19 protein-coding genes and 1 pseudogene are annotated in these 25,477 nt (G+C 72.4%); 6 read left to right on the forward strand and 14 right to left on the reverse strand.

The window, feature by feature from the left end; translation table 11 throughout:
• Positions 1-276: 276 nt before the first annotated feature.
• The 4 genes from AC07A4_RS28580 to AC07A4_RS28595 all read right to left on the reverse strand — a co-directional run bounded on the left by AC07A4_RS28580 (position 277) and on the right by AC07A4_RS28595 (position 8,216).
• The gene (locus AC07A4_RS28580; RefSeq protein ID WP_478603817.1) at positions 277-2,226 is read right to left on the reverse strand and encodes an acyl-CoA dehydrogenase family protein; all 1,950 of its coding nucleotides are present in this window, start codon (positions 2,224-2,226) and stop codon (positions 277-279) included.
• Between the two features lie 220 nt (positions 2,227-2,446).
• Complete coding sequence (locus tag AC07A4_RS28585) at positions 2,447-3,892, reverse strand: aldehyde dehydrogenase family protein (protein WP_478603819.1); 1,446 nt, start codon at positions 3,890-3,892, stop codon at positions 2,447-2,449.
• A 307-nt stretch (positions 3,893-4,199) separates the two neighbouring features.
• Positions 4,200-5,771 (reverse strand): PucR family transcriptional regulator, encoded by a 1,572-nt coding sequence (locus AC07A4_RS28590; protein WP_478603821.1) that lies wholly within the window; start codon positions 5,769-5,771, stop codon positions 4,200-4,202.
• A gap of 303 nt (positions 5,772-6,074) precedes the next feature.
• Positions 6,075-8,216 (reverse strand): ATP-binding protein, encoded by a 2,142-nt coding sequence (locus AC07A4_RS28595; RefSeq protein WP_478603823.1) that lies wholly within the window; start codon positions 8,214-8,216, stop codon positions 6,075-6,077.
• A gap of 291 nt (positions 8,217-8,507) precedes the next feature.
• Between AC07A4_RS28595 and gabT the strand changes: the two genes are divergently transcribed.
• A complete protein-coding gene (gene gabT, locus AC07A4_RS28600; protein WP_478603826.1) occupies positions 8,508-9,842 on the forward strand; it encodes a 4-aminobutyrate--2-oxoglutarate transaminase in 1,335 nt (444 codons plus the stop codon).
• A gap of 520 nt (positions 9,843-10,362) precedes the next feature.
• Here gabT and AC07A4_RS28605 read toward each other — a convergent pair.
• The gene (locus AC07A4_RS28605; RefSeq protein ID WP_478603828.1) at positions 10,363-10,926 is read right to left on the reverse strand and encodes an avidin/streptavidin family protein; all 564 of its coding nucleotides are present in this window, start codon (positions 10,924-10,926) and stop codon (positions 10,363-10,365) included.
• A 213-nt stretch (positions 10,927-11,139) separates the two neighbouring features.
• On the opposite strand from AC07A4_RS28605, the gene AC07A4_RS28610 reads away from it, so the two are divergent.
• Positions 11,140-11,826 carry a phosphatase PAP2 family protein gene (locus AC07A4_RS28610; RefSeq protein ID WP_478603829.1) on the forward strand — a complete coding sequence of 229 codons (687 nt, stop codon included), beginning with the start codon at positions 11,140-11,142 and terminating at the stop codon, positions 11,824-11,826.
• Between the two features lie 9 nt (positions 11,827-11,835).
• Here AC07A4_RS28610 and AC07A4_RS28615 read toward each other — a convergent pair.
• The 8 genes and pseudogenes from AC07A4_RS28615 to AC07A4_RS28650 form a co-directional block, all read right to left on the reverse strand.
• Positions 11,836-12,849: pseudogene (locus AC07A4_RS28615) on the reverse strand (chitinase); the annotation flags it as partial.
• A 258-nt stretch (positions 12,850-13,107) separates the two neighbouring features.
• The gene (locus AC07A4_RS28620; protein WP_478603831.1) at positions 13,108-13,590 is read right to left on the reverse strand and encodes a hypothetical protein; all 483 of its coding nucleotides are present in this window, start codon (positions 13,588-13,590) and stop codon (positions 13,108-13,110) included.
• A gap of 208 nt (positions 13,591-13,798) precedes the next feature.
• Positions 13,799-15,217 (reverse strand): NAD(P)/FAD-dependent oxidoreductase, encoded by a 1,419-nt coding sequence (locus AC07A4_RS28625; protein WP_478603834.1) that lies wholly within the window; start codon positions 15,215-15,217, stop codon positions 13,799-13,801.
• 23 nt (positions 15,218-15,240) lie between these two features.
• Complete coding sequence (locus AC07A4_RS28630) at positions 15,241-16,044, reverse strand: ABC transporter permease (protein WP_478603836.1); 804 nt, start codon at positions 16,042-16,044, stop codon at positions 15,241-15,243.
• Complete coding sequence (locus tag AC07A4_RS28635; RefSeq protein ID WP_478603838.1) at positions 16,044-16,973, reverse strand: ABC transporter permease; 930 nt, start codon at positions 16,971-16,973, stop codon at positions 16,044-16,046. The genes AC07A4_RS28630 and AC07A4_RS28635 overlap by 1 nt, the downstream gene beginning before the upstream one ends.
• Entirely contained in the window at positions 16,970-18,130 is a 1,161-nt protein-coding gene (locus AC07A4_RS28640; RefSeq protein ID WP_478603841.1) for an ABC transporter ATP-binding protein, read from the reverse strand. Before AC07A4_RS28640 ends, AC07A4_RS28635 begins: the two co-directional genes overlap by 4 nt.
• Positions 18,131-18,180: 50 nt before the next feature.
• Positions 18,181-19,425 (reverse strand): polyamine ABC transporter substrate-binding protein, encoded by a 1,245-nt coding sequence (locus tag AC07A4_RS28645; RefSeq protein ID WP_478603843.1) that lies wholly within the window; start codon positions 19,423-19,425, stop codon positions 18,181-18,183.
• A gap of 87 nt (positions 19,426-19,512) precedes the next feature.
• On the reverse strand, positions 19,513-21,039 hold the full coding sequence (locus AC07A4_RS28650) for a gamma-aminobutyraldehyde dehydrogenase (protein WP_478603845.1): 1,527 nt from the start codon (positions 21,037-21,039) through the stop codon (positions 19,513-19,515).
• A gap of 486 nt (positions 21,040-21,525) precedes the next feature.
• Here AC07A4_RS28650 and AC07A4_RS28655 point away from each other — a divergent pair, with 486 nt between their 5' ends.
• From AC07A4_RS28655 to AC07A4_RS28665, 3 genes are read left to right on the forward strand one after another with little or no spacing between them, the layout of a single operon-like run.
• On the forward strand, positions 21,526-22,686 hold the full coding sequence (locus AC07A4_RS28655) for an adenosine deaminase (protein ID WP_478603847.1): 1,161 nt from the start codon (positions 21,526-21,528) through the stop codon (positions 22,684-22,686).
• Between the two features lie 28 nt (positions 22,687-22,714).
• Positions 22,715-23,440 (forward strand): glycerophosphodiester phosphodiesterase, encoded by a 726-nt coding sequence (locus tag AC07A4_RS28660; protein WP_478603850.1) that lies wholly within the window; start codon positions 22,715-22,717, stop codon positions 23,438-23,440.
• Positions 23,437-24,231, forward strand: coding sequence for an SAM-dependent methyltransferase (locus tag AC07A4_RS28665; RefSeq protein WP_478603853.1), 795 nt, complete (start codon positions 23,437-23,439; stop codon positions 24,229-24,231). The genes AC07A4_RS28660 and AC07A4_RS28665 overlap by 4 nt, the downstream gene beginning before the upstream one ends.
• Positions 24,232-24,259: 28 nt before the next feature.
• Here the strand turns inward: AC07A4_RS28665 and AC07A4_RS28670 are convergent, their stop codons facing one another.
• Entirely contained in the window at positions 24,260-24,907 is a 648-nt protein-coding gene (locus AC07A4_RS28670) for an NADPH-dependent F420 reductase (RefSeq protein WP_478603855.1), read from the reverse strand.
• 70 nt (positions 24,908-24,977) lie between these two features.
• Here AC07A4_RS28670 and AC07A4_RS28675 point away from each other — a divergent pair, with 70 nt between their 5' ends.
• Positions 24,978-25,421 (forward strand): winged helix-turn-helix transcriptional regulator, encoded by a 444-nt coding sequence (locus AC07A4_RS28675; protein WP_478603856.1) that lies wholly within the window; start codon positions 24,978-24,980, stop codon positions 25,419-25,421.
• The last annotated feature ends 56 nt before the right edge of the window (positions 25,422-25,477 follow it).

Consider the following 25,477-nt stretch of genomic DNA (forward strand, 5'->3'; position numbering starts at 1 on the left):
AGCGGGGCCCTTATCCGACAGCGCCTCTCGGATAGGGGCCTCGCGGTGCGCCCCAGGCCCGCCCCTTCCCGAACCGGGGGCTGCCGCCCCCGGCCCCCCGCCCAACTGCATTGGCGCTTCGCGCCTCGTCCTCAAACGCCGGACGGGCTGGAACCATCCGGCTCGGGCCGCGAAGATTCAGCCCCTCCGGCGTTTGAGGAGCGGGGTCTGGGGCGGAGCCCCAGGATCGGGAAGGGGCGGGCCTGGGGCGTCCCACGCGGGCTTCCGGCCTCCGCGTCAGTGGATGGGACGGTGGACGTTCTCCCGTTCGCTGGGGCCCGGGGTCGCGTCCGCGATCCAGGGGCCGTCGTCGCTGGGGTCGATGACGCCCTGTTCCAGCCAGGTGTACGCACCGGAGAGGACGCCCCGCACGACCTTGCGGTCCAGGTCGTCGGTGTTGGTCCACAGGCGGCCGAACAGTTCGTCGACGCGGATGCGGGACTGGCGGCAGAACACGTCGGCCAGCTGGTAGGCGGACTTGCCGTAGTCCTCGGTGGAGCGCAGGAGCTCGGCGCGCACGCAGGCCGCGCTCATCGCGAACAGCTCCGCGCCGATGTCGACGATCCGGCCGAGGAAGCCCTGCTTGGTCTCCATCCGGCCCTGCCAGCGCGACATGGCGTAGAACGTGGAGCGGGCCAGGCGGCGGGCCGAGCGCTCGACGTAGCGCAGATGTCCGGACAGGTCGGGGTGGCCCGCCGGGTGGAACTCGGCGTAGCTGCCCGGGAGCTGCCCCGCGCCCGCGACGAGCTTCGGCAGCCAGCGGGCGTAGAAGGCGCCCGCCGCCGCGCCCGCGCGCGCCTTGTCGGAGAGGGTCTTGTCCGGGTCGATGAGGTCGCCCGCGACCTTCAGGTGGGCGTCGACGGCCTCGCGGGCGATCAACAGGTGCATGATCTCCGTCGAGCCCTCGAAGATGCGGTTGATGCGCAGGTCGCGCAGCATCTGCTCGGCGGGGACCGCGCGCTCGCCGCGCGCCTTCAGGGACGCGGCGGTCTCGAAGCCGCGGCCGCCGCGGATCTGCACCAGCTCGTCGGCCATCAGGCAGGCCATCTCGGAGCCGTAGAGCTTGGCGAGGGCGGCCTCGATGCGGATGTCGTTGCGGTCCTCGTCGGCCATCTGGGAGGACAGGTCGAGCACGGCCTCCAGGGCGAAGGACGTCGCCGCGATGAAGGAGATCTTCGCGCCGACGGCCTCGTGGTACGCGACGGGCTTGCCCCACTGCTCGCGGGCGCCCGACCACTCGCGGGCGATCTTCAGGCACCACTTGCCCGCGCCGACGCAGGTCGCGGGCAGCGAGAGGCGGCCCGTGTTGAGCGTGGTCAGGGCGATCTTGAGGCCCGCGCCCTCCGGGCCGATGCGGTCGGTGGCGGGGACCCGCACCTGGTGGAAGCGCGTGACGCCGTTCTCCAGGCCGCGCAGGCCCATGAAGGCGTTGCGGTTCTCGACGGTGACCCCGGGCGACGCGGCCTCCACGACGAACGCGGTGATGCCGCCCTTGTGGCCCTCCGACTTCGGCACCCGCGCCATGACCACAAGGAGGTCGGCGACGACGCCGTTGGTCGTCCAGAGCTTCACGCCGTCCAGGATGTAGTCGTCGCCGTCCGGGACCGCCGTCGTGGCGAGCCGTGCCGGGTCCGAGCCGACGTCGGGCTCGGTGAGCAGGAACGCGCTGATGTCGGTGCGGGCGCAGCGGGGCAGATAGGCGTCCTTCTGCTCCTGGGTGCCGAACAGCTTCAGGGGCTGCGGCACGCCGATCGACTGGTGCGCGGAAAGGAGCGCGCCGATCGCCGGGGACGCGGAGGCGACCAGGGCGAGGGCCTTGTTGTAGTACACCTGCGTGAGGCCGAGCCCGCCGTACTTGGTGTCGATCTTCATGCCGAGGCAGCCGAGCTCCTTGAGGCCCGCGACCACCTCGTCGGGGATGCGCGCCTCGCGCTCGATGCGGGCGGAGTCGACCTTCGTCTCGCAGAAGTCGCGCAGCCTGGCCAGGAACTCCTCGCCCCTGCGGGCGTCGTCGGCGGCGGGCAGCGGGTGCGGGTGGATCAGGTCGAGCCGGAAGCGGCCGAGGAAGAGCTCCTTGGCGAAGCTGGGCTTGCGCCACTCCTGCTCCCGGGCGGCCTCGGCGACCTGGCGCGCCTCGCGTTCGGTGACGGCCGGGCGTACGGAGGGTGGGGTGTGTGGTGCGGACATGAGGCTCACCTCGCCGCGAGTCGGGATCATGGGTCCGAACCGGTGCGATCACCGCGTAGGGCGTGATCGCCCCGGATGGTTACTCACCGGTGCTACTGGATCGTTGGTACCCGATTCCGACCATTGTCACCAGCCCTCTCGTAGCGAACGGCGCACAACGAGACGGCCGGAGCCCCCGCACAGCGGGCTCCGGCCGTCCTCGCGCCACGTGGTGCCGCCGCTACAGGTCCAGGCCCGTGAGGACCATGACGCGCTCGTACGTGTAGTCGTCCATGGCGTAGCGGACGCCCTCGCGGCCCACGCCGGACTGCTTCACGCCGCCGTACGGCATCTGGTCCGCGCGGTAGGAGGGCGCGTCGCCGATGACGACGCCGCCGACCTCCAGGGCGCGGTGGGCGCGGAAGGCGGTCTGCAGGTCGTGCGTGAACACGCCCGCCTGGAGGCCGTACTTGGAGTCGTTCACGGCGTCGAAGGCGGCCTGCTCGCCGTCCACCTTCGTGACCGTGAGGACCGGCCCGAAGATCTCCTCGCGGGCGAGCGTCACGTTGGCGGGCACGTCGGCGAGCACGGTCGGGGCGTACGTGGCGCCGTCGCGCTCGCCGCCGGTCAGGAGGGTGGCGCCCGCCTTGACGGCCTCGTCGACCCAGGACTCCACGCGCTGGGCGGCGGCCTCGTTCACCAGCGGCCCCACCTCCGTCGCCGGGTCCGTGGGGTCGCCGGTGACCTGCGCCTCGACGGCCTTCACGACGCGCGCCACGAGCCGGTCGTAGACGGAGGCGTCGGCGATGACGCGCTGCACCGAGATGCAGGACTGGCCGCCCTGGTAGTTGGAGAAGGTCGCGATGCGCGAGGCCGCCCAGTCGAGGTCGGCGTCCGAGGAGAAGTCGCCGAGGACGACGGCCGCGCCGTTGCCGCCGAGCTCCAGGGTGCAGTGCTTGCGCGGCACCGAGTCCATGATCGCGTAGCCGACCTTGTCGGAGCCGGTGAAGGAGATGACCGGAAGCCGCTCGTCCTGGACCAGGGCGGGCATCTTGTCGTTGGCGACCGGGAGCACCGACCAGGACCCGGCGGGCAGCTCGGTCTCCGCGAGCAGCTCACCGAGGATCAGGCCCGACAGCGGGGTCGCCGGGGCGGGCTTCAGGATGATCGGCGTGCCGACGGCGATCGCCGGGGCGACCTTGTGGGCGCACAGGTTCAGCGGGAAGTTGAACGGCGCGATGCCGAGGACGACGCCCTTGGGGAAGCGGCGCGTGAGGGCGAGCCTGCCCTGGCCGCCCGCGTCCGTGTCCAGGCGCTGCGCCTCGCCGCCGTTGAACCGGCGGGCCTCCTCGGCCGCGAACCGGAACACGGAGATGGCGCGGCCGACCTCGCCGCGCGCCCACTTGATCGGCTTGCCGTTCTCGGCGGAGATCAGCAGCGCGATCTCCTCGGTGCGCTCCACGAGCCTGCGGCTCACGTGGTCGAGGGCGGCGGCGCGGACGTGCGCCGGGGTGGCCGCGAACTCCTCGCGCACGGCGTACGCGGCGGCGACGGCCTCCTCCACCTGGGCGTCGGTCGGGACGGCCGCCTTGCCGACGAGCCGGCCGTCCCACGGCGAGGTGACGTCGAGGGTCGTCTCGCCGGTGGTCTGGCGACCGGCGAGCCAGAAGGCGTGAATGGAAGTCATGCGTTCCACCGTAGGGGGGCGGGAATCTGTGGGGGGTTGTCCGAGTCGGCGTACTGGTGGGGCCTGGCGCGCCGTATTGGCGTGCCCTCGCGGTGCGCCCCAGACCCGCCCCTTCCCGAACTGGGGCTCCGCCCCAGACCCCGCTCCTCAAACGCCGGAGAGGCTGAAACACCTGCCGCAACCGGCAGGTTTCAGCCCGTCCGGCGTTTGAGGACGAGGCGCGGAGCGCCGATCGCTTTGAGCGGGGGGACGGGGGCGGCAGCACCCGGTTCGGGAAGGGGTGGGTCTGGGGCGTCCCACGCGGGCCTCAGTCCGGTGGCGTAGACGTCGCCTTCAGGGACAGCCACAGTTCCATCCGCACATCGGGGTCATCCAGGGACCGCCCCAAGATCTCCTCGACCCGCCGCATCCGGTACCGGAGGGTGTGCCGGTGGACGCCGAGGTCGGCGGCGGCCGCGTCCCACTGCCCGTGGCGGGAGAGCCACGCCCGCAGCGAGGCGACCAGATCGCCCCGCCCGGTCGCGTCGTGCTCGCGCAGCGCCCGCAGGAGGCCGTCCGCGAACGCCCGCACCGCGTCGTCGGCGAGCAGCGGAAGGACCGACCCGGCGGCCAGCTCCTCGTGCTCCACGAGGACCTTCCCGCGCCGCCGCGCGACGGAGAGCGCCTGTTCGGCCTGCTTGTAGGCGGGCGCGGCCGCGATGGGCCCGGCGGGCGCGGACAGGCCCATCAGGAGCCCGGGCCCTTCGCCGCCGTCACCGGCCGCGCCGGACCCGGAGGCGTAGGCGACGGCGGCCCGCTGCGCCGCCCCGCCGTCCTGGACGAGGAGGACGAGCCGCTCGCCGTCGGGCACGACGAGCAGGGCCTCGCCGACGCGGGCGGCGGCCGACTCGACGGCGTCGACGAGCGGCCCGGACCAGGGCGCGTCCGGGGTGGCCGGGGTGGCCGCGGACTCGGTCACGACGAGGCGGAACGGCGCGTCGAGCAGCTCGCCGTACAGGTCCCCGGCGACGGCCCGGGCGTGGTCGGGCTCCGCGGCGAGCAGCATGCGCAGCACGGCAGCCCCGATGCGCCCCTCGGCGGCCTGGAGGGAGCGGGAGCGCTCGGTGGTGAGGGTGAGGAGGGCGATCGCGGAGTGCACGGCGTAGCGCTCGGCGGTGCCGAGGGCTCCGGCCGTGCCGACGGCGAGGGCGGCGCGGGGGCGGCGCCCGGTGCCGAGGGAGTGCAGCTCGACGCGGTCCTCGGCGCCGGCCACGACGAGGCTCGCGGGAGCGGTGCGCTCCCGCAGCCGCTCGACGTCGGCGGTCAGGCGGGCGGCGCGGCGCGCGGCCCACTCGGGCGCGGTGGCGACGACAGCGCCGGAGGCGTCGTACAGCGAGGCCCAGCCGTCGACCTGCGCGGCGAGCGCGGCGAGCAGCCCCTCGGGGCCTTCGCCGAGGGCCTGCCGGGTGAGCTCGCGCTGGGCGGCGAAGCCCGCGGTGACCGCGCGGTACTGGTCGGCCGCGATGGCCGCCGACACGGCCTTGCTGATGGCGAGGAAGGGGGTGCGCCGTGGCACCTCAAGGAGCGGCAGGTCCTCCGCGGCCGCCGCGGCGAGCAGCGCGTCGGGGATGTCGGGGTAGTTGACGCCGACGGCGAAGCCGAGCCCGATGACGCCCGCGCCGACCAGCCGCTTCACGTACCGCCGCATCGCCTCCGGGTCCTCCGCGTCCAGCTGGAGCGCGGTGATCAGGAGCAGTTCGCCGCCCTCCATGTACGGGACGGGGTCGGCGAGCTCGCTGACGTGGGCCCAGCGCACGGGGGTGTCCAGGCCGCTCTCGCCCGCGCGCACGACGAGCTTGAGCGCGGAGTGCTGGACGAGCGAGGCGAGCGTGGGGGGCATGGGACCTTCAGGTCGTACGGCGGTGGGGGCCTGCGGGTGGCTGATCTCTCTTGGCCGACGCGTATGACGGCTACCGTCGATTCTGCCTCACCGTACGGTCGCCACGGGGGCTCCGCCGGGTTTCCGGGACCCGTGTATCGGCCTTCGGCCTCGTCCTCAAACGCCGGACGGGCTTGATCCTCCGCACCCGGGCTCGATCCCCGCAACCGTGAGATCAAGCGCAGGCCCGAACGATCCAGCCCGTCCGGCGTTTGAGGACCAGCCGCGCAGCGGCGGCACCCGGCGGCTGAAGCGGGCGGCAGCCTAGGCGCGCAGGTCCACCAGGAGCGGGGGCGCGTGCTCCCCGCGTACGTCCGTCAGGGAGAGCACCGCGTGCCCGGGGGGCACGGCGTGCGCGAGTTCGGAGGCGGACCAGCGCTCGCGCTCGACCTGGCGCACGGTCACCGCGCGGGCGGTGGGCGCCTTGCCGGTGATCACGCGGCGCAGGACGTGGAGGGCCTTGCCCGCGGGGGTCTCGGCGATGATCTGCCGGTCGGTGACGTCCCGCGCCTCGGTCCACTCCTTGCCCCACACCTCGGCGAAGTCCTGCCCGTCCCAGGGGGTGAGCCCGGACAGGGCCATGCGGCAGCCGACGGCGCCGAGCAGCGGGGTGCGCAGGGGGCGCGGGACGTCGTCGAGGGTGCGCAGGGTCATGACGACGCCCGCGTTCGCCGAGCGCAGCCGCTGGAGCCTGCGCACCGACTCGGGGGTCACGGTGCCGGTGGCGTCGTCGAGGACGAGGCAGGCGAAGAGCGAGCGGTCGTCGCGCGCGGCGGCGCTGGACGTGAACTGGGCGAGGACGAGCCGGGCGAGGATGCGCGAGGCGTCGGCGTGGCCGCGCTCGGGCAGGTCGATGCGGACCCGCACGGGGTGGTCTAGGGCCCGCAGCGAGAAGGGGGTGCTCTGCCCGGAGGTGTCGAAGAACGCGGCGAACGCGGGCCGGTCCAGGAGCGCGATCCGGTCGGCGAGGGTGGCCCCCAGGTCGCCGGGGTGCCCCAGCTGCCGCTCGCGGGCGTCGAGTTCGCGGAGCATGGCCTCGTGCCCGGCCTCGGTCAGGCCCTTGCGGAGCTCGCCGAGCGGTCCAGGCACGCCGTCGAGCAGGGCGCGCAGCTCGGGCACGCCGGGGAAGCGGCCGTTGACCGCGTGGTAGGGGCCGAGGAGCTGGGCGAGGACGGTCGTCGAGCGGCGCGTGTCGGCGCCCAGGTGCGGGTCGACGAGGTCGCCGACGAGCGCCTCGGCGAGCACGGCGGCGGCCTCGTCCGGGTCGGTGGCGCCGCCGTACAGGTCGAGGTCGTACACGGAGTCGGGGGCGCCGACCCGCACGACCACGTCGTAGTCGTCGGCGGGGCCGAGGCCCGCGCCCGCCGCGCCGACCACGACGACGGCGGCCCGCCCGGCGAGCGCCTGCAGGCACAAGGCCTCGGCGATCGGCCAGACGACGCTGCCGGTCTTGCCGGACCCGGCGGGCCCGACGGCGAGCAGCGAGGTGCCGATCAGCTCGGGGCCGATGCCGAGGCCGGTGTCGCGGTAGGCGTACGGGTTGCGCGGGTCGTCCAGGGTGGTGCCGAGCCGCACCTGGGAGGTGCGCAGGTCGTGCCGGGCGGCCCGGGCGGGCAGGTCCCGGTCGCCGGAGGGGTGCGGGCAGGCGGCGGCGCCGTCGCGCACGACGGCCTCGGTGAACGCGGCGAGCGTGTTGTTCCCCGAGCGCACCGTGCGCCAGGCGCGGGCGATGCGGGCGGCGTCGATGTCCTTCATCAGACCGGCGCGGGCGTCGGCGGCGAGCCGGTCGGCCGCGGGGCCCGCGCCCGCCTGCCGCAGCTGGGGCCAGAGGGCGGGGTCGTCCTCGGGCGGGGGCGGCGGCGCCGCGGGCTCGGGGCGCTTGAGGCGGGGCGCGACGAACCGGCGCCACACCTCGCCCCAGCGGCCGATCCGCCCGGCGCCGACCATGATGGCGAGGGCGATCGCGGTGTAGTACACGTTCCAGACGACGGCGTTGCCGACCTTGCTGCCCGTGTAGATCCAGGCGTCCGGCAGGAACAGCTCCAGGGGCACCACCCACCAGCCGCCCAGATAGCCGTTCCACAGCAGCGACCAGACGAGCCAGCCCACCAGGAAGGCGATGACCGCGCCGCTCAGCAGTTGCCGCGTCGGGATCACCTCCGGCTCCAGCTCGGGCCGGGGCGTATGCCCGAAGCGCCAGACGCCCGGCGCCGTCTTCGGCCGGGGCGCGCGCAGCCAGGCGAGGAACTCCTCCCCCTGGGCCCCCGGGGGCGCGCCCGGCGCCTGAGCGGGCCGGGGCGGAGCCGCGGGCGCCGGCGGGTGGGCCGCGCCACCGCGCGGCGGCGCCACGCGGGGCGCCGGAGTGGCGTGCGTACCGCGCGCGTCGTACGTGCCGTCGGAAGTCATGGCCCTTGCCCCCTGACCTGCCCTGTCTGCTGGTTCGCGGCTCAATCTAGTGCCCGCGCCGCGTCGTTGGGCCGTGTGCGCGCCGATCACGCCAGGGCGGGCCGCCGGGCCGTCCCTTTCCTGGCTATGTCCTGGCTATGTCCACCACGGACAAGCGCCACGCCCAACCTCTCCCCCGTGGAGCATGCCCGTGCTCCCCCGCCGCCCCTAACCTGCGGAGAAAGGCCAAGAAAACGTCCACAAGCCGCGTGCCCCGAGGACGTCCGCACGATCCACCCCCAGGAGCCCCTCATGACCGCACTTCCCCAGGAGCGCCGCGTCGTCACCGCCATCCCCGGGCCGAAGTCCCAGGAGCTGCAGGCCCGCCGTCTCGCCGCGGTGGCCGGTGGCGTGGGCTCCGTCCTGCCCGTGTTCACGGCGCGCGCGGGCGGCGGCATCATCGAGGACGTCGACGGCAACCGTCTGATCGACTTCGGCTCCGGCATCGCGGTGACGAGCGTCGGCGCCTCCGCCGAGGCCGTCGTCCGCCGCGCCTCCGCGCAGCTGGCGGACTTCACCCACACCTGTTTCATGGTCACGCCGTACGAGGGCTACGTGGCCGTCGCCGAGGCCCTCGCCGAGCTCACGCCCGGTGACCACGCCAAGAAGTCGGCGCTGTTCAACAGCGGCGCCGAGGCCGTCGAGAACGCCGTCAAGATCGCCCGCGCGTACACCAAGCGCCAGGCCGTCGTCGTCTTCGACCACGGCTACCACGGCCGCACCAACCTCACGATGGCCCTGACGGCGAAGAACATGCCGTACAAGCAGGGCTTCGGCCCGTTCGCGCCCGAGGTGTACCGGGTGCCGGTGGCGTACGGCTACCGCTGGCCGACCGGTGCCGAGAACGCCGGCCCCGAGGCCGCCGCCCAGGCGATCGACCAGATCTCCAAGCAGGTCGGCGCGGACAACGTGGCCGCGATCATCATCGAGCCGGTGCTCGGCGAGGGCGGCTTCATCGAGCCCGCCGCCGGCTTCCTGCCCGCGATCAGCCAGTTCGCTTCAGACAACGGCATCGTCTTCGTGGCCGACGAGATCCAGTCCGGCTTCTGCCGCACCGGCCAGTGGTTCGCCTGCGAGGACGAGGGCATCGTCCCCGACCTGATCACGACGGCCAAGGGCATCGCGGGCGGCCTGCCGCTCGCCGCCGTCACCGGCCGCGCCGAGATCATGGACGCCGCGCACGCGGGCGGCCTCGGCGGCACCTACGGCGGCAACCCGGTGGCCTGCGCGGGCGCGCTCGGCGCCATCGAGACCATGAAGGAGCTCGACCTCAACGCCAAGGCGAAGCGGATCGAGGCCGTGATGAAGGCCCGGCTGACCGCCATGGCCGAGAAGCACGAGCTCATCGGCGACATCCGCGGCCGGGGCGCGATGATCGCGATCGAGCTGGTCAAGGACCGCGCCACCAAGGAGCCGGACGCGGCGGCGGCCGGCGCCCTGGCCAAGGCCTGCCACGCTGAGGGACTGCTCGTCCTGACCTGCGGCACCTACGGCAACGTGCTGCGCTTCCTGCCGCCGCTCGTGATCGGCGAGGACCTCCTCAACGAGGGCCTGGACATCATCGAGTCGGCACTCGCCGCGCTCTGACCCGTCGGCGGGCGCGGCTCGCCGCCGCCGGTCTGGACCACTGGAGCCGGGGCCGTCCCACGCGGGGCGGCCCCGGCTTTCCGTATGCCGCGACCTGCTGCGAATGAGCCGCGGAACACCTCCTGACATGTGTGGACCTCGCCCGGTGCGGCAGCCGTGACCTGGGGTGACGGTCAGGGCCTGTGAAGAACGTGTGCGAGCCCCATGGCGGGATGCCGTTGCGCCTGTCGACCCCTGAACTCCTGACGTACGGTTTCTGCAGATGAGAGAAACACCCGCTCACGGGAGACCGTGAGCGACTCCAGGTCGGAGCCTCCCCAGCCCCGCCCTGGGCGTGCCATCGCGCACACACCCGGAGCCTTGGGCTCCGGAACTCCTCACCGACCGGATGGCCACCCGCCCCAAACCCCCCGGGGCGCGCGGCAGCCCGGTCACGTCGGCCACACGGCCGAGTCCCACTGAAGGGCTAGCGCATACCCCCCCTTGCGCTGGCCCTTCAGTGTTGTGGTGGGCGAAGTCCTCACCCGCCGGACGGCAAGAGGTCGGGGGCGGACGCCTTGCCGCCGGGCCGCTGCGCCTTCTTGGCGAGGTCAGCCGGGGGCAGCCCCTTGGCGAACTCGTCATGGCCGATCCAGGTGGATTCCCACTCGCTGGCGGGCGTGGTGTCGCGGGTCAGCAGCCACTGGGTGTTGATGCGTTCCTTGCCCTCGCTGAAGAACTGACCGCTCCACGTGGTGTTCGAGTGCGCGTTCCGGAATTCATTGCGCCATGAGACGGTCCACCCCAGCGTCGTGCCCTCACCCCCGCCCGCGGGCTTGGCGTCGACGCGGCCGGTCAGGACGTACTGGCGCTCCGCGTTGCCGACCGCGGACTCGTACGTACCACTCAACTGGCCGTCAGGGCTGACCTTCAGCCTCATGACGGACCCCAACTGGTTGTGCCACACACCAGCGAGTCTCTTGAGGTCCGAGGACGAGGTGGCCGGCTTCTCCTCGCGAGGGCCCGCGGAGGCGCTCGCGGTGACGCCGACGAGCACCATCAGGGGGACGACCGCTGGGATCACGAACTTCCGTAAGCTGTGCATCAGTTCTCCTCTTTCGTCGTGAGTGCGTCGTGAGTGCGTCGCGATGGCGTCATGACGGTGAGATGGAGTTGCTGAGCTGACATGCGGAATCTCGTTGCGGTGGAGCGTGGCCGGAGGGCGGGAGCTGTACCCGCGCCCGGCTCCCGACCACGGTAGCGACTGGGGTCCGGCGGCGGAAAGCGGTAAGGGAGCTTTCCTGTCAGGCTGTGGCCCATGATCGCCCCCTCGGACCGGACCCCTCAGCGCGCGCCTGCCCCGCAAGGCAGCAGGCCCCCTGTCCTGGGGCGGCCGACCGTCCTTGTCTGCCTCGGCGCCCTCGCCTTCGCGCTGCTCACCTGGCTGATCCTCATCGAGGGCCCCGTGCGCCGCCTCGACGAGCGTCTCGATCGCGCGCTGCGGGGCCGCCTGCTGCCGCGCGGCGTCGCTGAACTCTGCGCCGACCTCGGCAACATGGCGGTCGCGCTGCCGGTTCTCGCCCTCGCGCTCGGGTACGCCGCCTGGCGCGGGCGCCGCGCGGCCGATTTCCGGTGGTGGCTGCCGCCGCTGGCCGCGGCGCTCGCCATGGCCGCCGTGCCCGCCCTCGTCGTACCGCTGAAAGCGGCCGTCGCCCGGCCCGCGCCGCCGGGCATGGACGGCACCGGCTACTACCCCTCCGGGCACACGGCGACCGCCGTCGTCGCCTATGGCGCGGCCGCGCTCCTGCTGCTCCCCCGTGTCCGCTTCCCGCGCGCTCTGCTCACCGGCTGCGCCCTGCTGAACCTCGCGGTCGGCCTCGGCCTGGTCGTGCGCGGCTACCACTGGCCCGCGGACGTCCTTGCGAGCTGGCTGCTCGGCGGGACGCTCCTGACGGGCGTGCTCCTGGTGTGGGCGCGCCACGGGCGGCGGCCCGCCGAGCGGTGACCGGGCGGGTCAGCCGAAGTACGCGTCGAAGTTCTTCGAGAACTCCCGGTTGTTGAAGCGGTCCCAGTTGATCGACCAGGTCATCAGGCCGCGCAGCGCGGGCCAGGTGCCGTGGGTCCGGTACGAGCCGCAGTTGGTCTTCTTGGTCAGGCAGTCCAGGGCCTTGTTGACCTCGGCGGGCGCGACGTGGCCGTTGCCCGCCTGGGGCGAGGCGGGCATGCCGATGGCCACCTTCTCGGGCGGCAGCGGCGGGAAGACGTTCGCGGTGTTGCCCTTGACCGGGAAGCCGGTGAGCAGCATGTCGGTCATGGCGATGTGGAAGTCGGCGCCGCCCATCTGGTGGTACTGGTTGTCGAGGCCCATGACCGGGCCCGAGTTGTAGTCCTGGACGTGCAGCAGGGTCAGCTCGTCGCGCAGCGCGTGGATGACGGGCAGATACGCGCCCGCGCGCGGGTCGCCGCCCCACTGTCCTGGGCCGTAGTGCTGGTAGCCGAGCTGCACGAAGAACGTCTCCGGCGCCATGGTGAGGGTGAAGCCGGAGCCGTACTTGGCCTTGAGGGTCTTCACGGCGGAGATCAGGTTGACGATCACCGGGGTCTTGGGGTTCTTGAAGTCGCTGTCGCCCGCGTTCAGCGAGAGCGAGTGGCCCTCGAAGTCGATGTCGAGGCCGTCGAGGCCGTACTCGTCGATGATCGCCGAGACGGACGAGACGAACTTGTCGCGGGCCGCCGTGGTGGTGAGCTGGACCTGGCCGTTCTGGCCGCCGATGGAGATCAGGACCTTCTTGCCCGCCGCCTGCTTGGCCTTGATCGCGGCCTTGAACTCGTCCTTGGTCTCGACGTTGGGGCACTCCGTCTTCGGGCAGAGGCCGAAGCGGATGTCGCCGGAGGTCGCGGAGGTCGGCTCGCCGAAGGCCAGGTCGATGACGTCCCAGCTGTCCGGGGTGTCCGCGAGGCGCGTGTAGCCGGAGCCGTTGGCGAAGCTGGTGTGGAGGTAGCCGACCAGGGCGTGGGTGGGCAGGGCCGCACCCGCCGTGTCGACGGTGGCCGGGGCGCGCGTGGAGCCCGCCGACGCGTCGGCGGGGCTCTGCGCCACGAGCATGCCGGATGCCGCGAGCGCCAGGGCGGCGGTCGCGGTGAGGAGTCTGGGCCTGGGCGACCGGGAACGGGAGCGTGCCACAACTGCCTCCGGAAGTGGGGGTGGTGGAGAGCAGGACACACTCAAGTTGGTCCAGACCAAATAAACTTGTCAAGGCCCTGTCAGCTTGACGGCGACCCCGTGTCAGCCTGACGGCGACTCCGTGGGCCCCTCCCCCGGCTCCCGTGCCAGCAGTGCCGCCGCCTCGTGCATGGCGAGCTCCAGGAGCGCGGGGTCGACGAGCGTGCCCGAGCCGTCCGGCGGGATCAGCCAGCGCACCGCCCCCGTGGAGCGTCCGGGATACGGAACGACGATCCAGGTGCCGCGCCCCGCGCCCCGCACCCCCGTCCCCACCCAGCGCGCCACCGTGCCCGGCGGCACGAAGAACCCCATCCGGGAGTCGCCGAAGTCGGCGAGCACCGGACCCGGCCGGTCGACCACCCGCGTCAGCACGTCGAGGGTGGGGTGGCCGAGCTCGCCCGGCAGGATCAGGACGTCCCAGAGCCTGCCCGCCGGAAGCAGTGTGACCCCCAGCGGGTTGCGCTCCCACTCCCAGCGGCAGGCATCCGGATCCGGCGCCACCGACACCAGCCACTCCACCGCCGTTTTCGCCCCTGAGCCACTCATGGACCAACCTCCCTCTTCCCGTGGTTTTCCCGTGATTTCGGGTCCGCGCGGGTGCGCGGCACGTGGAAGAGGGGCCCGGGGCCCCGGCATTACGCGGCTTCGGCTACTCGTTGGTAGTGAATCGGCTCACGGCACTGGACGGGCGTACGCCGGGGGGCGGCCGACGGCCGGTGCGCGGCGGCGCGCCGCCCGCACGGGTGAGGCGGCGTCAGCTGTCGAAGCCCAGGCCGAGGCGGTCCAGGGACCTGAGCCACAGATTGCGCCGCCCGCCGTTGGCGTCCGCGCGGGCCAGCGCCCACTTGGTGACGGTCACGCCCGTCCAGGCGAACGGCTCGGGCGGGAACGGCAGCGGCTTGGAGCGGACCATCTCCAGGGACGTCCGCTCGGTGCGCTCGCCCGCCAGCAGGTCGAGCATCACGTCGGCGCCGAAGCGGGTGGCCCCGACACCGAGGCCCGTGTACCCCGCCGCGTAGGCGACCCGGCCCCCGTGCGCCGTGCCGAAGAACGCCGAGAACCGCGTGCACGTGTCGATCGCCCCGCCCCACGCGTGCGTGAAGCGCACCCCCTCCAGCTGCGGGAAGCAGGTGAAGAAGTGCCGGGCCAGCCTCGCGAACGTCTCGGGGCGCTGGTCGTACTCGGCGCGCACCTTGCCGCCGAAGGGGTAGATCGCGTCGTACCCGCCCCACAGGATGCGGTTGTCCGCGGAGAGCCGGAAGTAGTGGAACTGGTTGGCCGCGTCGCCGAGGCCCTGGCGGCCCTGCCAGCCGATCGAGGCCAGTTGCTCGGGGGTGAGCGGCTCGGTCATGAGCGCGTAGTCGTACACCGGGACGGTGTACGCGCGCGCCCGCTTGACCAGCGAGGGGAAGACGTTGGTCCCGAGCGCGACCTGGCGCGAGAAGACCCGGCCGTAGGGCGTGCGGATCGCCATGCCCGCGCCGGAGGAGGCGAGGTCGAGCGCCGGGGTGTGTTCGTAGACGCGCACGCCGAGCTCGCGGCAGACGCGCTTGAGGCCCCAGGCCAGCTTCGCCGGGTGCAGCATGGCGACGCCCTCGCGGTCCCAGAAGCCGCCGAGGAAGGTCGGCGAGTCGACCTGTGCGCGCACCTCGTCCGCGTCGAGCATCTCGGCGGTGCCGGTCAGGCCGTGGGCGGCCATCTCCTCGTACATCTCGTGGAGTTCGGCGAGCTGGTGCGGCTGCGTCGCGACGTCGATCTCGCCGGTGCGCTCGAAGTCGCAGTCGATGGCGTAGTGCTTGACGGCGGCCTCGATCTCGTCGAGGTTGCGGGCGCCGAGCCGCTCAAGGTCGGCGATCTCGTCCGGCCAGCGGGCCAGGCCGTTGGGCACGCCGTGGGTGAGGGACGCGGCGCAGAAGCCGCCGTTGCGCCCGGAGGCGGCCCAGCCGATCTCGCGGCCCTCGACGAGGACGACGTCGCGCTGGGGGTCGCGCTCCTTGGCGATCAGGGCGGTCCACAGGCCGCTGTAGCCGCCGCCGACGACGAGCAGGTCGCAGCGCTCGTCGCCGACGAGGGCGGGTTCGGGGGCGGGCCTGCCGGGGTCGTCGAGCCAGTACGCGACCGGCTTGGCTTCGGCGAGAGCGGCGGTCCAGCGGTTCATGGCACGTGGGGCCATGATTTCCAACTCCTTCAGAATTCTCAGAGAGCCTTCTTGTCGCGGCGCCTGCCGACGAACATTCCGGCCAGGACGAGAATGACGGCGATGAGGAACATCGCCGTACCGATCACATTGATCTGAACGGGCGTGCCGCGCTGCGCGGATCCCCAGACGAACATGGGGAAGGTCACAGTCGAACCGGCGTTGAAGTTCGTGATGATGAAATCGTCGAACGACAGGGCGAAGGCGAGCAGCGCGCCCGCCGCGATGCCCGGCGCCGCGATGGGCAGCGTGACCCGCAGGAAGGTCTGCACGGGCCCGGCGTAGAGGTCCTGCGCGGCCTGCTCCAGGCGCGGGTCCATGGACATGACGCGCGCCTTCACGGCCGTCACCACGAAGCTCAGGCAGAACATGATGTGCGCGATCAGGACGGTCCAGAAGCCGAGCTGCGCCCCCATGTTGAGGAACAGGGTGAGCAGCGAGGCCGCCATCACCACCTCGGGCATGGCCATCGGCAGGAAGATCAGCGAGTTCACCGCGCCGCGCGCCCGGAAGCGGTAGCGCACCAGGGCGAAGGCGATCATGGTGCCGAGCACGGTGGCGCCGAGCGTCGCCCAGAAGGCGATCCGCAGGCTCAGCGACAGCGAGCCGCACATGTCGGCGACGCCGCACGGCTCCTTCCACGCGTCCAGCGAGAACTCCTGCCAGGAGTAGTTGAAACGGCCTTTGGGCTTGTTGAAGGAGAAGACCGTGACGACGACATTGGGCAGCAGCAGATAGGCGAGCGTCAGCAAGCCCGCTATGACGACGAGGTTTCTGCGCAGCCAGCGCAAGAATGCGGCCATCAGACGAGGTCCTCCGTCCCGGACTTGCGGATGTAGAAGGTCACCATGAACAAGATGGCGGCCATGAGGATGAAGGAGAGCGCGGCCGCCGTGGGGTAATCCAGAATGCGCAGGAACTGCGTCTGGATGACGTTGCCGACCATGCGCGTGTCGGTGGAGCCGAGCAGATCGGCGTTCACGTAGTCACCGGCGGCCGGGATGAAGGTGAGCAGCGTGCCCGAGACGACGCCCGGCATCGACAGCGGGAAGGTGACCTTGCGGAAGGTCGTGGACGGCCGCGCGTAGAGGTCGCCCGCCGCCTCGTGCAGGCGCGGGTCGATCCGCTCCAGGGACGTGTACAGCGGCAGGATCATGAACGGCAGGAAGTTGTACGTGAGTCCGCAGACCACGGCCAGCGGCGTGGCGAGCACGCGGTCGCCGTCGGTGGCGCCGAGCCAGTTGGTGACGTCGAGCAGGTGCAGCGAGTTCAGCGCGCCGACGACGGGCCCGCCGTCCGCGAGGATCGTCTTCCACGCCAGCGTCCGGATGAGGAAGCTGGTGAAGAACGGCGCGATGACCAGGACGAGGATCAGATTGCGCCAGCGTCCCGCGCGAAAGGCGATGAGGTACGCCAGCGGATAGCCGAGCAGCAGGCAAAGGACCGTGGCGACGCCCGCGTAGAGCACCGACCGCAGGAACTGCGGCCAGTAGTCGCCGAGCGCGTCCCAGTAGGTGGCGAAGTGCCAGGTGACCTTGTAGCCCTCTTCGAGGGAGCCGGTCTGGACGGACGTGGAGGCCTGGTAGACCAGCGGCAGCGCGAAGAAGACGAGCAGCCACAGGATGCCGGGCAGCAGCAGCCAGTACGGGACGAGTCGGCCGCGCCTGCGACGCGGGGAGGGCGCCGGGTCCTGGGCCTCCTCGGCCGCCGGGGCCGTGGTGGGGGCGGTCACGCGTCTTCCCCCGCCTTCGCTGTCTCCGTCTGCTCCATGCCCGCCTCGGCGTCCTGCGCCGCGTCGAGGCCGAAGGTGTGCGCGGGGTTCCAGTGCAGGACGACATCGGCGCCGGGGGTCAGGCGCGGGTCGCGCTCGATGTTCTGCGCGTACACCTGGAAGCCCGCGCAGACGGGGGTGTCCACCACGTACTGGGTGGACACGCCGATGAAGCTGGAGTGGACGATGCGGCCGGTGACGCGGTTGCGGCCGTCGGGGACGGTGCCCGCGTCGTCGGCGTGGGTGAGGCTGATCTTCTCGGGCCGGATGCCGACGTAAACCTTGACGCCGGTGCCGTGCGGGGCGTGGCAGCGGGCCTTGGGCAGGGTCAGCTTGCCGCCGCCCGCGCGCAGGACGAGATCGCCGCCGCTGGCGGAGCCGACCTCGGCCTCGATGAAGTTGGAGGTGCCGAGGAAGTTGGCGACGAACGTAGTGCCCGGGTTCTCGTACAGGTCGGCGGGCGCGCCCTGCTGTTCGACGCGGCCCCCGTTCATCACGGCGACGGTGTCGGCCATGGTCATGGCCTCCTCCTGGTCGTGCGTGACGTGCACGAAGGTGATCCCGACCTCGGTCTGGATGCGCTTGAGCTCCAGCTGCATCGTGCGGCGCAGCTTGAGGTCGAGGGCGCCGAGCGGCTCGTCGAGGAGCAGCACCTTGGGGTGGTTGATGAGGGCGCGGGCCACGGCGACGCGCTGCTGCTGGCCGCCGGAGAGCTGGTGCGGCTTCTTGCGGGCCTGCTCGCCCAGTTGGACCAGGTCGAGCATGTCGCCGACCTGCTTCTTCACCGACTTGATGCCGCGCCGGCGCAGACCGAAGGCGACGTTCTCGAAGATGTCGAGGTGCGGGAAGAGCGCGTACGACTGGAAGACCGTGTTCACGGGGCGCTTGTACGGCGGCAGCGCGGTCACGTCCTGCTCGCCGAGGCACACGGTCCCTGTGCTCGGCTCCTCCAGGCCCGCGATCATGCGCAGGGTGGTGGTCTTGCCGCAGCCGGACGCGCCGAGCAGCGCGTAGAACGAGCCCTGGGGCACGGTGAGGTCGAGCGGATGCACGGCCGTGAAGGAGCCGTACGTCTTGCTGATCCCCGTCAGGCGGACGTCGCCGCTGGTGTCGGTCATGAGTTCTTCCCAAGTGGTGAGCGGTCAAGGCGGCGGTCGGGAGAGGGTGTTCAGGACCCGGTGAGCCGGGCGAACTTCCCCTCGTACGCGGTCTCTTCCTTCGGCGTGAGCGACCGGAAGGCGCGGGACTTCGCCGCCATCTCCTTGTCGGGCAGGATCAGCGGGTTGCGGGCCGCCTTGGGGTCGATCTCGGCGAGGGCGTCGCGGACGCCGTCGACCGGGCACACGTAGTTGATGTACGCGGCCAGGCGGGCCGCGGGCTGTGGCTCGTAGTAGTAGTCGATGAGCCGTTCGGCGTTGCGCTTGTGGCGCGCCTTGTTGGGGATCAGCAGGTTGTCCGTGGAGGTGACGTAGCCGCTGTCGGGGATCGCGAACTCGATGTCGGGGTTGGACAGTTTCAGCTGGACGACGTCACCGGCCCAGGCCACGCAGGCGGCGATGTCGCCCTTGTCGAGGTCGGCGGTGTAGTCGTTGCCGGTGAAGCGGCGGATCTGCCGCTTGTCGACGGCCTTCTGGAGGCGGGCGATGGCCGCGTCGAAGTCGTCGTCCTTGAAGTCGGACGGGTCCTTGCCCATGTCGAGCAGCGTCATGCCGACGGTGTCGCGCATCTCGGAGAGGAACCCGACGCGCCCCTTCAGCTTCGGCTCGTCGAGCAGCTGCGAGACGGAGGTGATCTCCTTGCCGTCGGTCGCCTTCTTGTTGTACGCGATGACGGCGGAGATGCCGGTCCAGGGGTAGGAGTAGGCGCGTCCGGGGTCCCAGTCCGGCGAGCGGAACTGGGCGGACAGGTTGGCGTAGGCGTGCGGCAGCTGGGAGGCGTCGAGCCGCTGCACCCAGCCGAAGCGGATCAGGCGGGCGGCGAGCCAGTCGGTGACGCAGATGAGGTCGCGGCCGGTGTCCTGCCCCGCGGCGAGCTGCGGCTTGACCTTCCCGAAGAACTCGTTGTTGTCGTTGATGTCCTCGGTGTACTTGACCGAGATGCCGGTGCGCTTGGTGAACGCCTCCAGGGTCGGCCGCCGCTTGTCGTCGTCGACGTCCATGTACTCGGTCCAGTTGGAGAAGTGCACGCGCTTCTCCTTGGCCGAGCGGTCCTCGGCGGCGATGCCGCCCGTGCCCTTGCCCGCGGCGGGGATGCCGCAGGCGCTCAGGGCGCCGAGCCCGCCCGCGGCGAGGGCGCCGCCGCCGGTGGCGCGGAGGAGGGAGCGGCGGGTGAGCGCGGCCCGGCCGCTGGTCAGGCCGCGCCGCAGGGCGGCCCGCTGGGCCGGGGAGAGACGGTCCGGCTCGTACTGCTCCATGCGCTGGTCTGCCCTTTCGGGAGGGTCCCTTGCGGGAGGGTTGAGGGCGGGCGCCGCCCGGTCTCGCGGCGCCCCGGCCCGTGCTGGCTATCTGTCCCCGAAGATCGTGCGGTGCCAGTCCTTCCTCGCGACCGCGGTGTTGTCGAACATGACGTGCTTGATCTGGGTGTACTCCTCGAACGAGTACGCGGACATGTCCTTGCCGTAGCCGGAGGCCTTGTAGCCGCCGTGCGGCATCTCGCTGAGGATCGGGATGTGGTCGTTGACCCAGACGCACCCGGCCTTGATCTCGCGCGTCGCGCGGTTCGCGCGGAAGACGTCGCGGGTCCAGGCGGAGGCGGCGAGGCCGTAGGGCGTGTCGTTGGCGAGCCGGAGCCCCTCGTCGTCGCCGTCGAAGGGCAGCACGACGAGCACGGGGCCGAAGATCTCGGCCTGGACCACCTCGCTGTCCTGCGCCGCGTCCGCGATGAGCGTGGGCTTGTAGTACGCGCCCGGGTGCTCGGGCGCCGCGCCGCCGGTGACGACGCGGGCGTAGACCCTGGCCCGCTCGACGAAGCCCGCGACGCGGTCGCGGTGGGCGCCCGAGATGAGGGGGCCGAGGTCGGTGGCGGGGTCGAAGGGGTCCCCGAGCCGCACCTGCCCCATGAGCTCGGCGACCCCGTCGACGAAGGCGTCGTACAGGGGGCGCTGCACATAGGCGCGGGTCGCGGCCGTGCAGTCCTGGCCGCTGTTGATGAGGGCGCCCGCGACGGCGCCGTGCACGGCGGCCTCCAGGTCGGCGTCGTCGAAGACGACGAAGGGCGCCTTGCCGCCGAGCTCCAGGTGCAGGCGCTTGACGGTGGCGGTGGCGATCTCCGCGACGCGCTTGCCGACGCCGGTGGACCCGGTGAAGGAGGTCATGGCGACGCCCGGGTGGCCGACGAGGCGCTCCCCGGCGTCACGGCCCGCGCCGGTAACGACGTTGACGACCCCGTCGGGAATCCCGGCAGCCGTGGCGGCCTCGGCGAACATCAGCGAGGTGAACGGCGTCAGCTCGGAGGGCTTGAGCACGATGGTGTTCCCGGCGGCGATGGCCGGGAGCACCTTCCAGGCCGCCATCTGGAGCGGATAGTTCCAGGGCGCGATGGAGCCGACGACGCCGATGGGTTCACGGCGTACGTACGAGGTGTGGTCGCCGCCGTCGTACTCGCCCGCGGACTGGCCCGCCAGGTGCCGGGCTGCGCCCGCGAAGAAGGCCGTGTTGTCGAGGGTGCCGGGGACGTCGAACTCGCGGCTGAGCTTGATGGGCTTGCCGCACTGGAGGGACTCCGCGCGCGCCAGGTCCTCGGCGCGGGCCGCGAGCTCGGCGGCGAACCGGTGCATGGCGTCGGAGCGCTCGCCGGGGCTCGCGCCCGCCCAGCCGGGGAACGCGTGCGCCGCGGCGGCGACGGCGGCGTCCACGTCCGCGGCCCCCGCGAGCTCGTAGTCGAGGACCTCCGCGCCGGTGGCCGGGTCCACCACGGCGTGGCGCCGCCCCGAGGTGCCGCGGGTGAGCCGCCCCGCGATGTACTGCGCGCCGTTCGCGAAGCGCTCCCGCGCCGGGAAGAGGCCGTCGCGCGCCTGGGCTGTGTGCATACCGCTCTCCTCCGCCACCGCCCTCGACCGAGGGGGACGGCGTAGCTCCAGATCGATTTGAGTGCCGATCCTGACAGAGGGCCGATAGTCCAACAAGTGATTCCGTAGTTGCCTTTTGGTTACGCGACGGAATCTGTCGACCAGGTGTCGAGTCGGCCCGGGAAAGGGGGGACGGAGTGTCCGTGGTCCGTGCCGGGGTGGCGTGCATGACCTAGATCGCGGGGGCGCATACGGCCGGGATTCGCTCGGCGGCCGTGACGGCGAAGCACGCGGCGCTCGCGGCGCGCCCCAGACCCGCCCCTTCCCGCTCCGGGTGCGGCTGCCCCCGTTCCCCCGCTCACAGCAATCGGCCTTCGGCCTCGTCCTCAAACGCCGGACGGGCTGAAATCCGTCTCAGCCACGGCCGGGGATCTTCAGCCCGTCCGGCGTTTGAGGACGAGGCGCGAAGCGCCAATGCTTTTCGGGGGTGACAGGGGGCGGAGCCCCATGGTTCGGGAAGGGGCGGGCCTGGGGCGCCCCGCGAAGGCCCGAGCGGCGCGCGCCTACGATGATCCGGACCCCTTGGGGTCGCCCGATCAGCCGATCAAACCGTTCCGGGGAGGAACCGCCGTGACCGAGAGCACGCACACCACCTTCATCGCAGGGCTGCCCAAGGCGGAACTGCACGTCCACCACGTCGGCTCGGCCTCCCCGCGCATTGTGTCCGCCCTCGCCGCCCGCCACCCCGACTCCAAGGTGCCGAGGGACGTCGAGGCGCTCGCGGAGTACTTCTCGTTCACGGACTTCGCGCACTTCATCGACGTCTATCTGTCGGTCGTCGACCTCATCCGCACCCCGGACGACGTGCGGCTGCTCACCTTCGAGGTCGCCCGCGAGCTGGCCCGCCAGAACGTGCGCTACGCGGAGCTGACCATCACCCCGTACTCCTCCACCCGCCGCGGCATCGACGAGCGCGCCTTCATGGCCGCCATCGAGGACGCCCGCAAGACGGCCGAGTCGGAGCTCGGTGTCGTGCTCAGGTGGTGCTTCGACATCCCGGGCGAGGCCGGGCTCGTCTCCGCCGAGGAGACCCTGCGCCTGGCCACGACCGACGGCATCCGCCCCGAGGGCCTGGTCTCCTTCGGCCTCGGCGGCCCCGAGATCGGCGTGCCGCGCCCGCAGTTCAAGCCGTACTTCGACCGCGCGATCGCCGCGGGCCTGCGCTCGGTGCCGCACGCGGGCGAGACCACGGGCCCGCAGACGGTGTGGGACGCCCTGACGCACCTGCGCGCCGAGCGCATCGGCCACGGCACCAGCTCCGCCCAGGACTCGGAGCTCCTCGCGCACCTCGCCGAGCACCGCATCCCGCTGGAGGTCTGCCCGACGTCGAACATAGCGACGCGCGCCGTCGCCACGCTCGACGAGCACCCCCTGAAGCAGTTCGTGGACGCCGGGGTGGTGGTGACGATCAACTCCGACGACCCGCCGATGTTCGGCACCGACCTCAACAACGAGTACGCGGTCGCCGCCCGCCTCCTCGACCTCGACGAGCGCGGCATCGCGGCGCTCGCGAAGAACGCCGTCGAGGTGTCGTTCCTGGACGAGGCGGGCAAGCGGCGGATCACCACCGAGATCGACGCCTACACCGAGTCGTGGCTGGCCCGCTGACCGCCGCACCCCACGTCACAATGGGCCCATGCGCACCGTCACCGCCGTGGCCCACCGAGGCGATCCCTACCGCGTCCGCGAGAACACCCTGCCCTCGCTGCGCTCCGCGTACGACCGGGGCGCGGACGCGGTGGAGATCGACGTCCGCCTGACCGCCGACGGCGTGCCCGTGCTGCTGCACGACGCGTCCCTGAAGCGGCTGTGGGAGCACGACCGCCCGCTCGCCGCCCTCTCCTCCGACGAGGTGCGGGGCGTCACCGCGGGCGGCGTGCCCACGCTGGCCCGGGCCCTCAAGGAGACCGAGGGCCACCGCGTCCTCGTGGACCTGCCCGAGGCGACGCCCGAAACGGCCCGCGCGGTCGTCGGCACCGTCGCCGACTGCGGCGCGGAGAGCCGCGTGTACTACTGCGCGGGGCCCGACGCGATGCTCGCGGTGCGCGCCGCCGACCCCGCCGCGGAGATCGCGCTGACCTGGAAGTCGCTCGCGCCGCCCCGGCCCGTCCTGCTGGACGCCCTCGCCCCGCGCTGGCTCAACTACCGTTTCGGCCTGGTGAGTCCAGAGCTCGTCGACCACGTCCACGCCCGCGGTCTGCTGATCTCCGCCTGGACCGCCGACACCCCCCGCACCATGCGTAAGCTCCTCTCCCACGGAGTGGACTCGATCACGACCAACCGCGTGGACGCGCTCGCCGACGTCCTGCGGCGACACGGCCAGGGCACCAGCCAGGGCACCGGGAAGGAACCGCACGCGTGAGCGCAGCAGAGGGCATCGGCAGGATCCGCACGGACATCGCGCACAACGCCCGGGTGTGGAACTACTGGCTGGGCGGCAAGGACAACTACCAGGTGGACCGGGCCGTCGGCGACCAGGTCACCGAGATGTTCCCCGGCATCGGCGAAGTGGCGCGCGCGGACCGGGCGTTCCTCGGCCGCGCGGTCGCCCACCTGGTGGCCGACCGGGACGTCCGCCAGTTACTCGACATCGGCACCGGCCTGCCCACCGGCGAGAACACCCACGAGGTGGCCCAGCGCCACGCGCCGGACGCGCGCGTCGTGTACGTCGACAACGACCCGATCGTCCTCACCCACGCCCAGGCGCTGCTCACCAGCTCCCCCGAGGGCGTCACCACGTACATCGACGAGGACGCCCGCAACGCCCGCTCGATCCTCGACACCGCGGCCCGCACCCTGGACCTCTCGCGCCCGGTCGCCGTGCTGCTCCTGGGCATCCTGAACTTCATCCCGGACACCGAGGACTGCCTCGGCATCGTGCGGACCCTCATGGCGGGCGTGCCGTCGGGGAGCTTTCTCGTGATGACCCACCCCACCCTGGACGCCGACGTCGGCGGCGCGGACAACCAGCCCGCGATGGACTTCTGGAACGCGAACGCGACCCCGCCGATCCGGGGCCGCACCCGCGCGGAGTTCCTGGCCTTCTTCGAGGGCCTCGACCTGCTCGAACCCGGCGTCGAGTCCTGTTCGCGCTGGCGGTTCCCGAGCGCGGCCGCCGTGCCGCAGTTCGGCGCGGTCGGGTTCAAGGCGTAGCGAGGTCCGGGTTCAAGACCCAGCCGCGTCAGGCCCCTTCGCCCCCGGCCCGCTCCAGCGGCGGCGCGATCGCCTGGGCGTCCACGCCCTCCCCCACCCACAGGCCGATCAGCAGGGCCGCCGTGGCCTCCACGAGCCCCGCCCGGTCGAGCCCGCCCGCGTCGTAGGGCGCGCAGCCCAGGTCGCGGACCAACTCCCGTACGACAGCGAGCGCTTCGGCGTCGTCCCCGCACAGCGGCACTCCGAGCGGCCGCCCGTCGAACACCGGCGGCGTCAGCCGCCACACGCTCTCGTGGCACAGGTTGAAGGCCTTGACCACGCGCGCGCCCGAGGCGGCCGCGAGCCGCTCGGCGGCGGCCGGACCCCCGCCGGTGCGCAAGGAGAAGCCCTCCCCCACGGGGTTGCAGCAGTCCACCAGGACCCGTCCGGCCAGCGCGTCCGCGAGCCCGGCGGCCACCTCCTCGCCCACCGCGTACGGCAGCGCGCACAGGACCGCGCCGTCCCCGAACTCCGCGGCCTCGCGCGGCGAGCCGTGCCCCACGGCCCCGATCCGCGCCGCGAGCGCCGCCGCCCCGCCCCGGTCGCGTCCGCCGACGAAGACCTCGTGTCCGGCCCGCGCCCACTGCCCGCCGAGCGCGTCCGCCATGTTCCCCGTACCAATGACACCGATCCGCATGCCTGTTCCTCCCTGCTGTCGCGCCCCAGGTCAGGGGCACGGCACGACAGTAGGAAGGACCTCAGGCACCATGCGGTACGTGAACGATGTGAGCGAGCCCCATGACTTCCTGGCCGACTGCCGGGCCCGGCTGACCTTCGACCTGCTCTCCCACACCTGGAACGCCGTGGTGCTGTGGGCGCTGCGGGGCGGCCCGCGCCGCCCCGGCGAGCTCCGCGGGCGCATCGGCGGCATCAGCGCCAAGGTGCTCACCGAGACGCTGCGCCGCCTGGAGTACAACGGCCTGGTGGACCGGCGGGCGTACGCCGGGTCACCGCCGCGCGTCGAGTACGGCCTGACCGCGCTCGGCGAGTCGCTGCTGCCGCCGATCAAGGCGTTCGGACTGTGGGCGGCTCAGCACGGGGACGAGGTGCTCGCGGCCCAGGACCGGGCGGAGGCCGCCGCGCCGCCCGTTGAAGCGCATCCCTGTGGCGCGCCCCAGCCCCCTAAGGGATCACCCCGCCAACACCCCTGACCTACCAGGCAGTTGCCCCGGACGTCAGGGCAGGGTCGCCGCCCTCCTAGGTGAGG

The sequence above is a fragment of the Streptomyces sp. NPDC043996 genome (assembly GCF_056435225.1).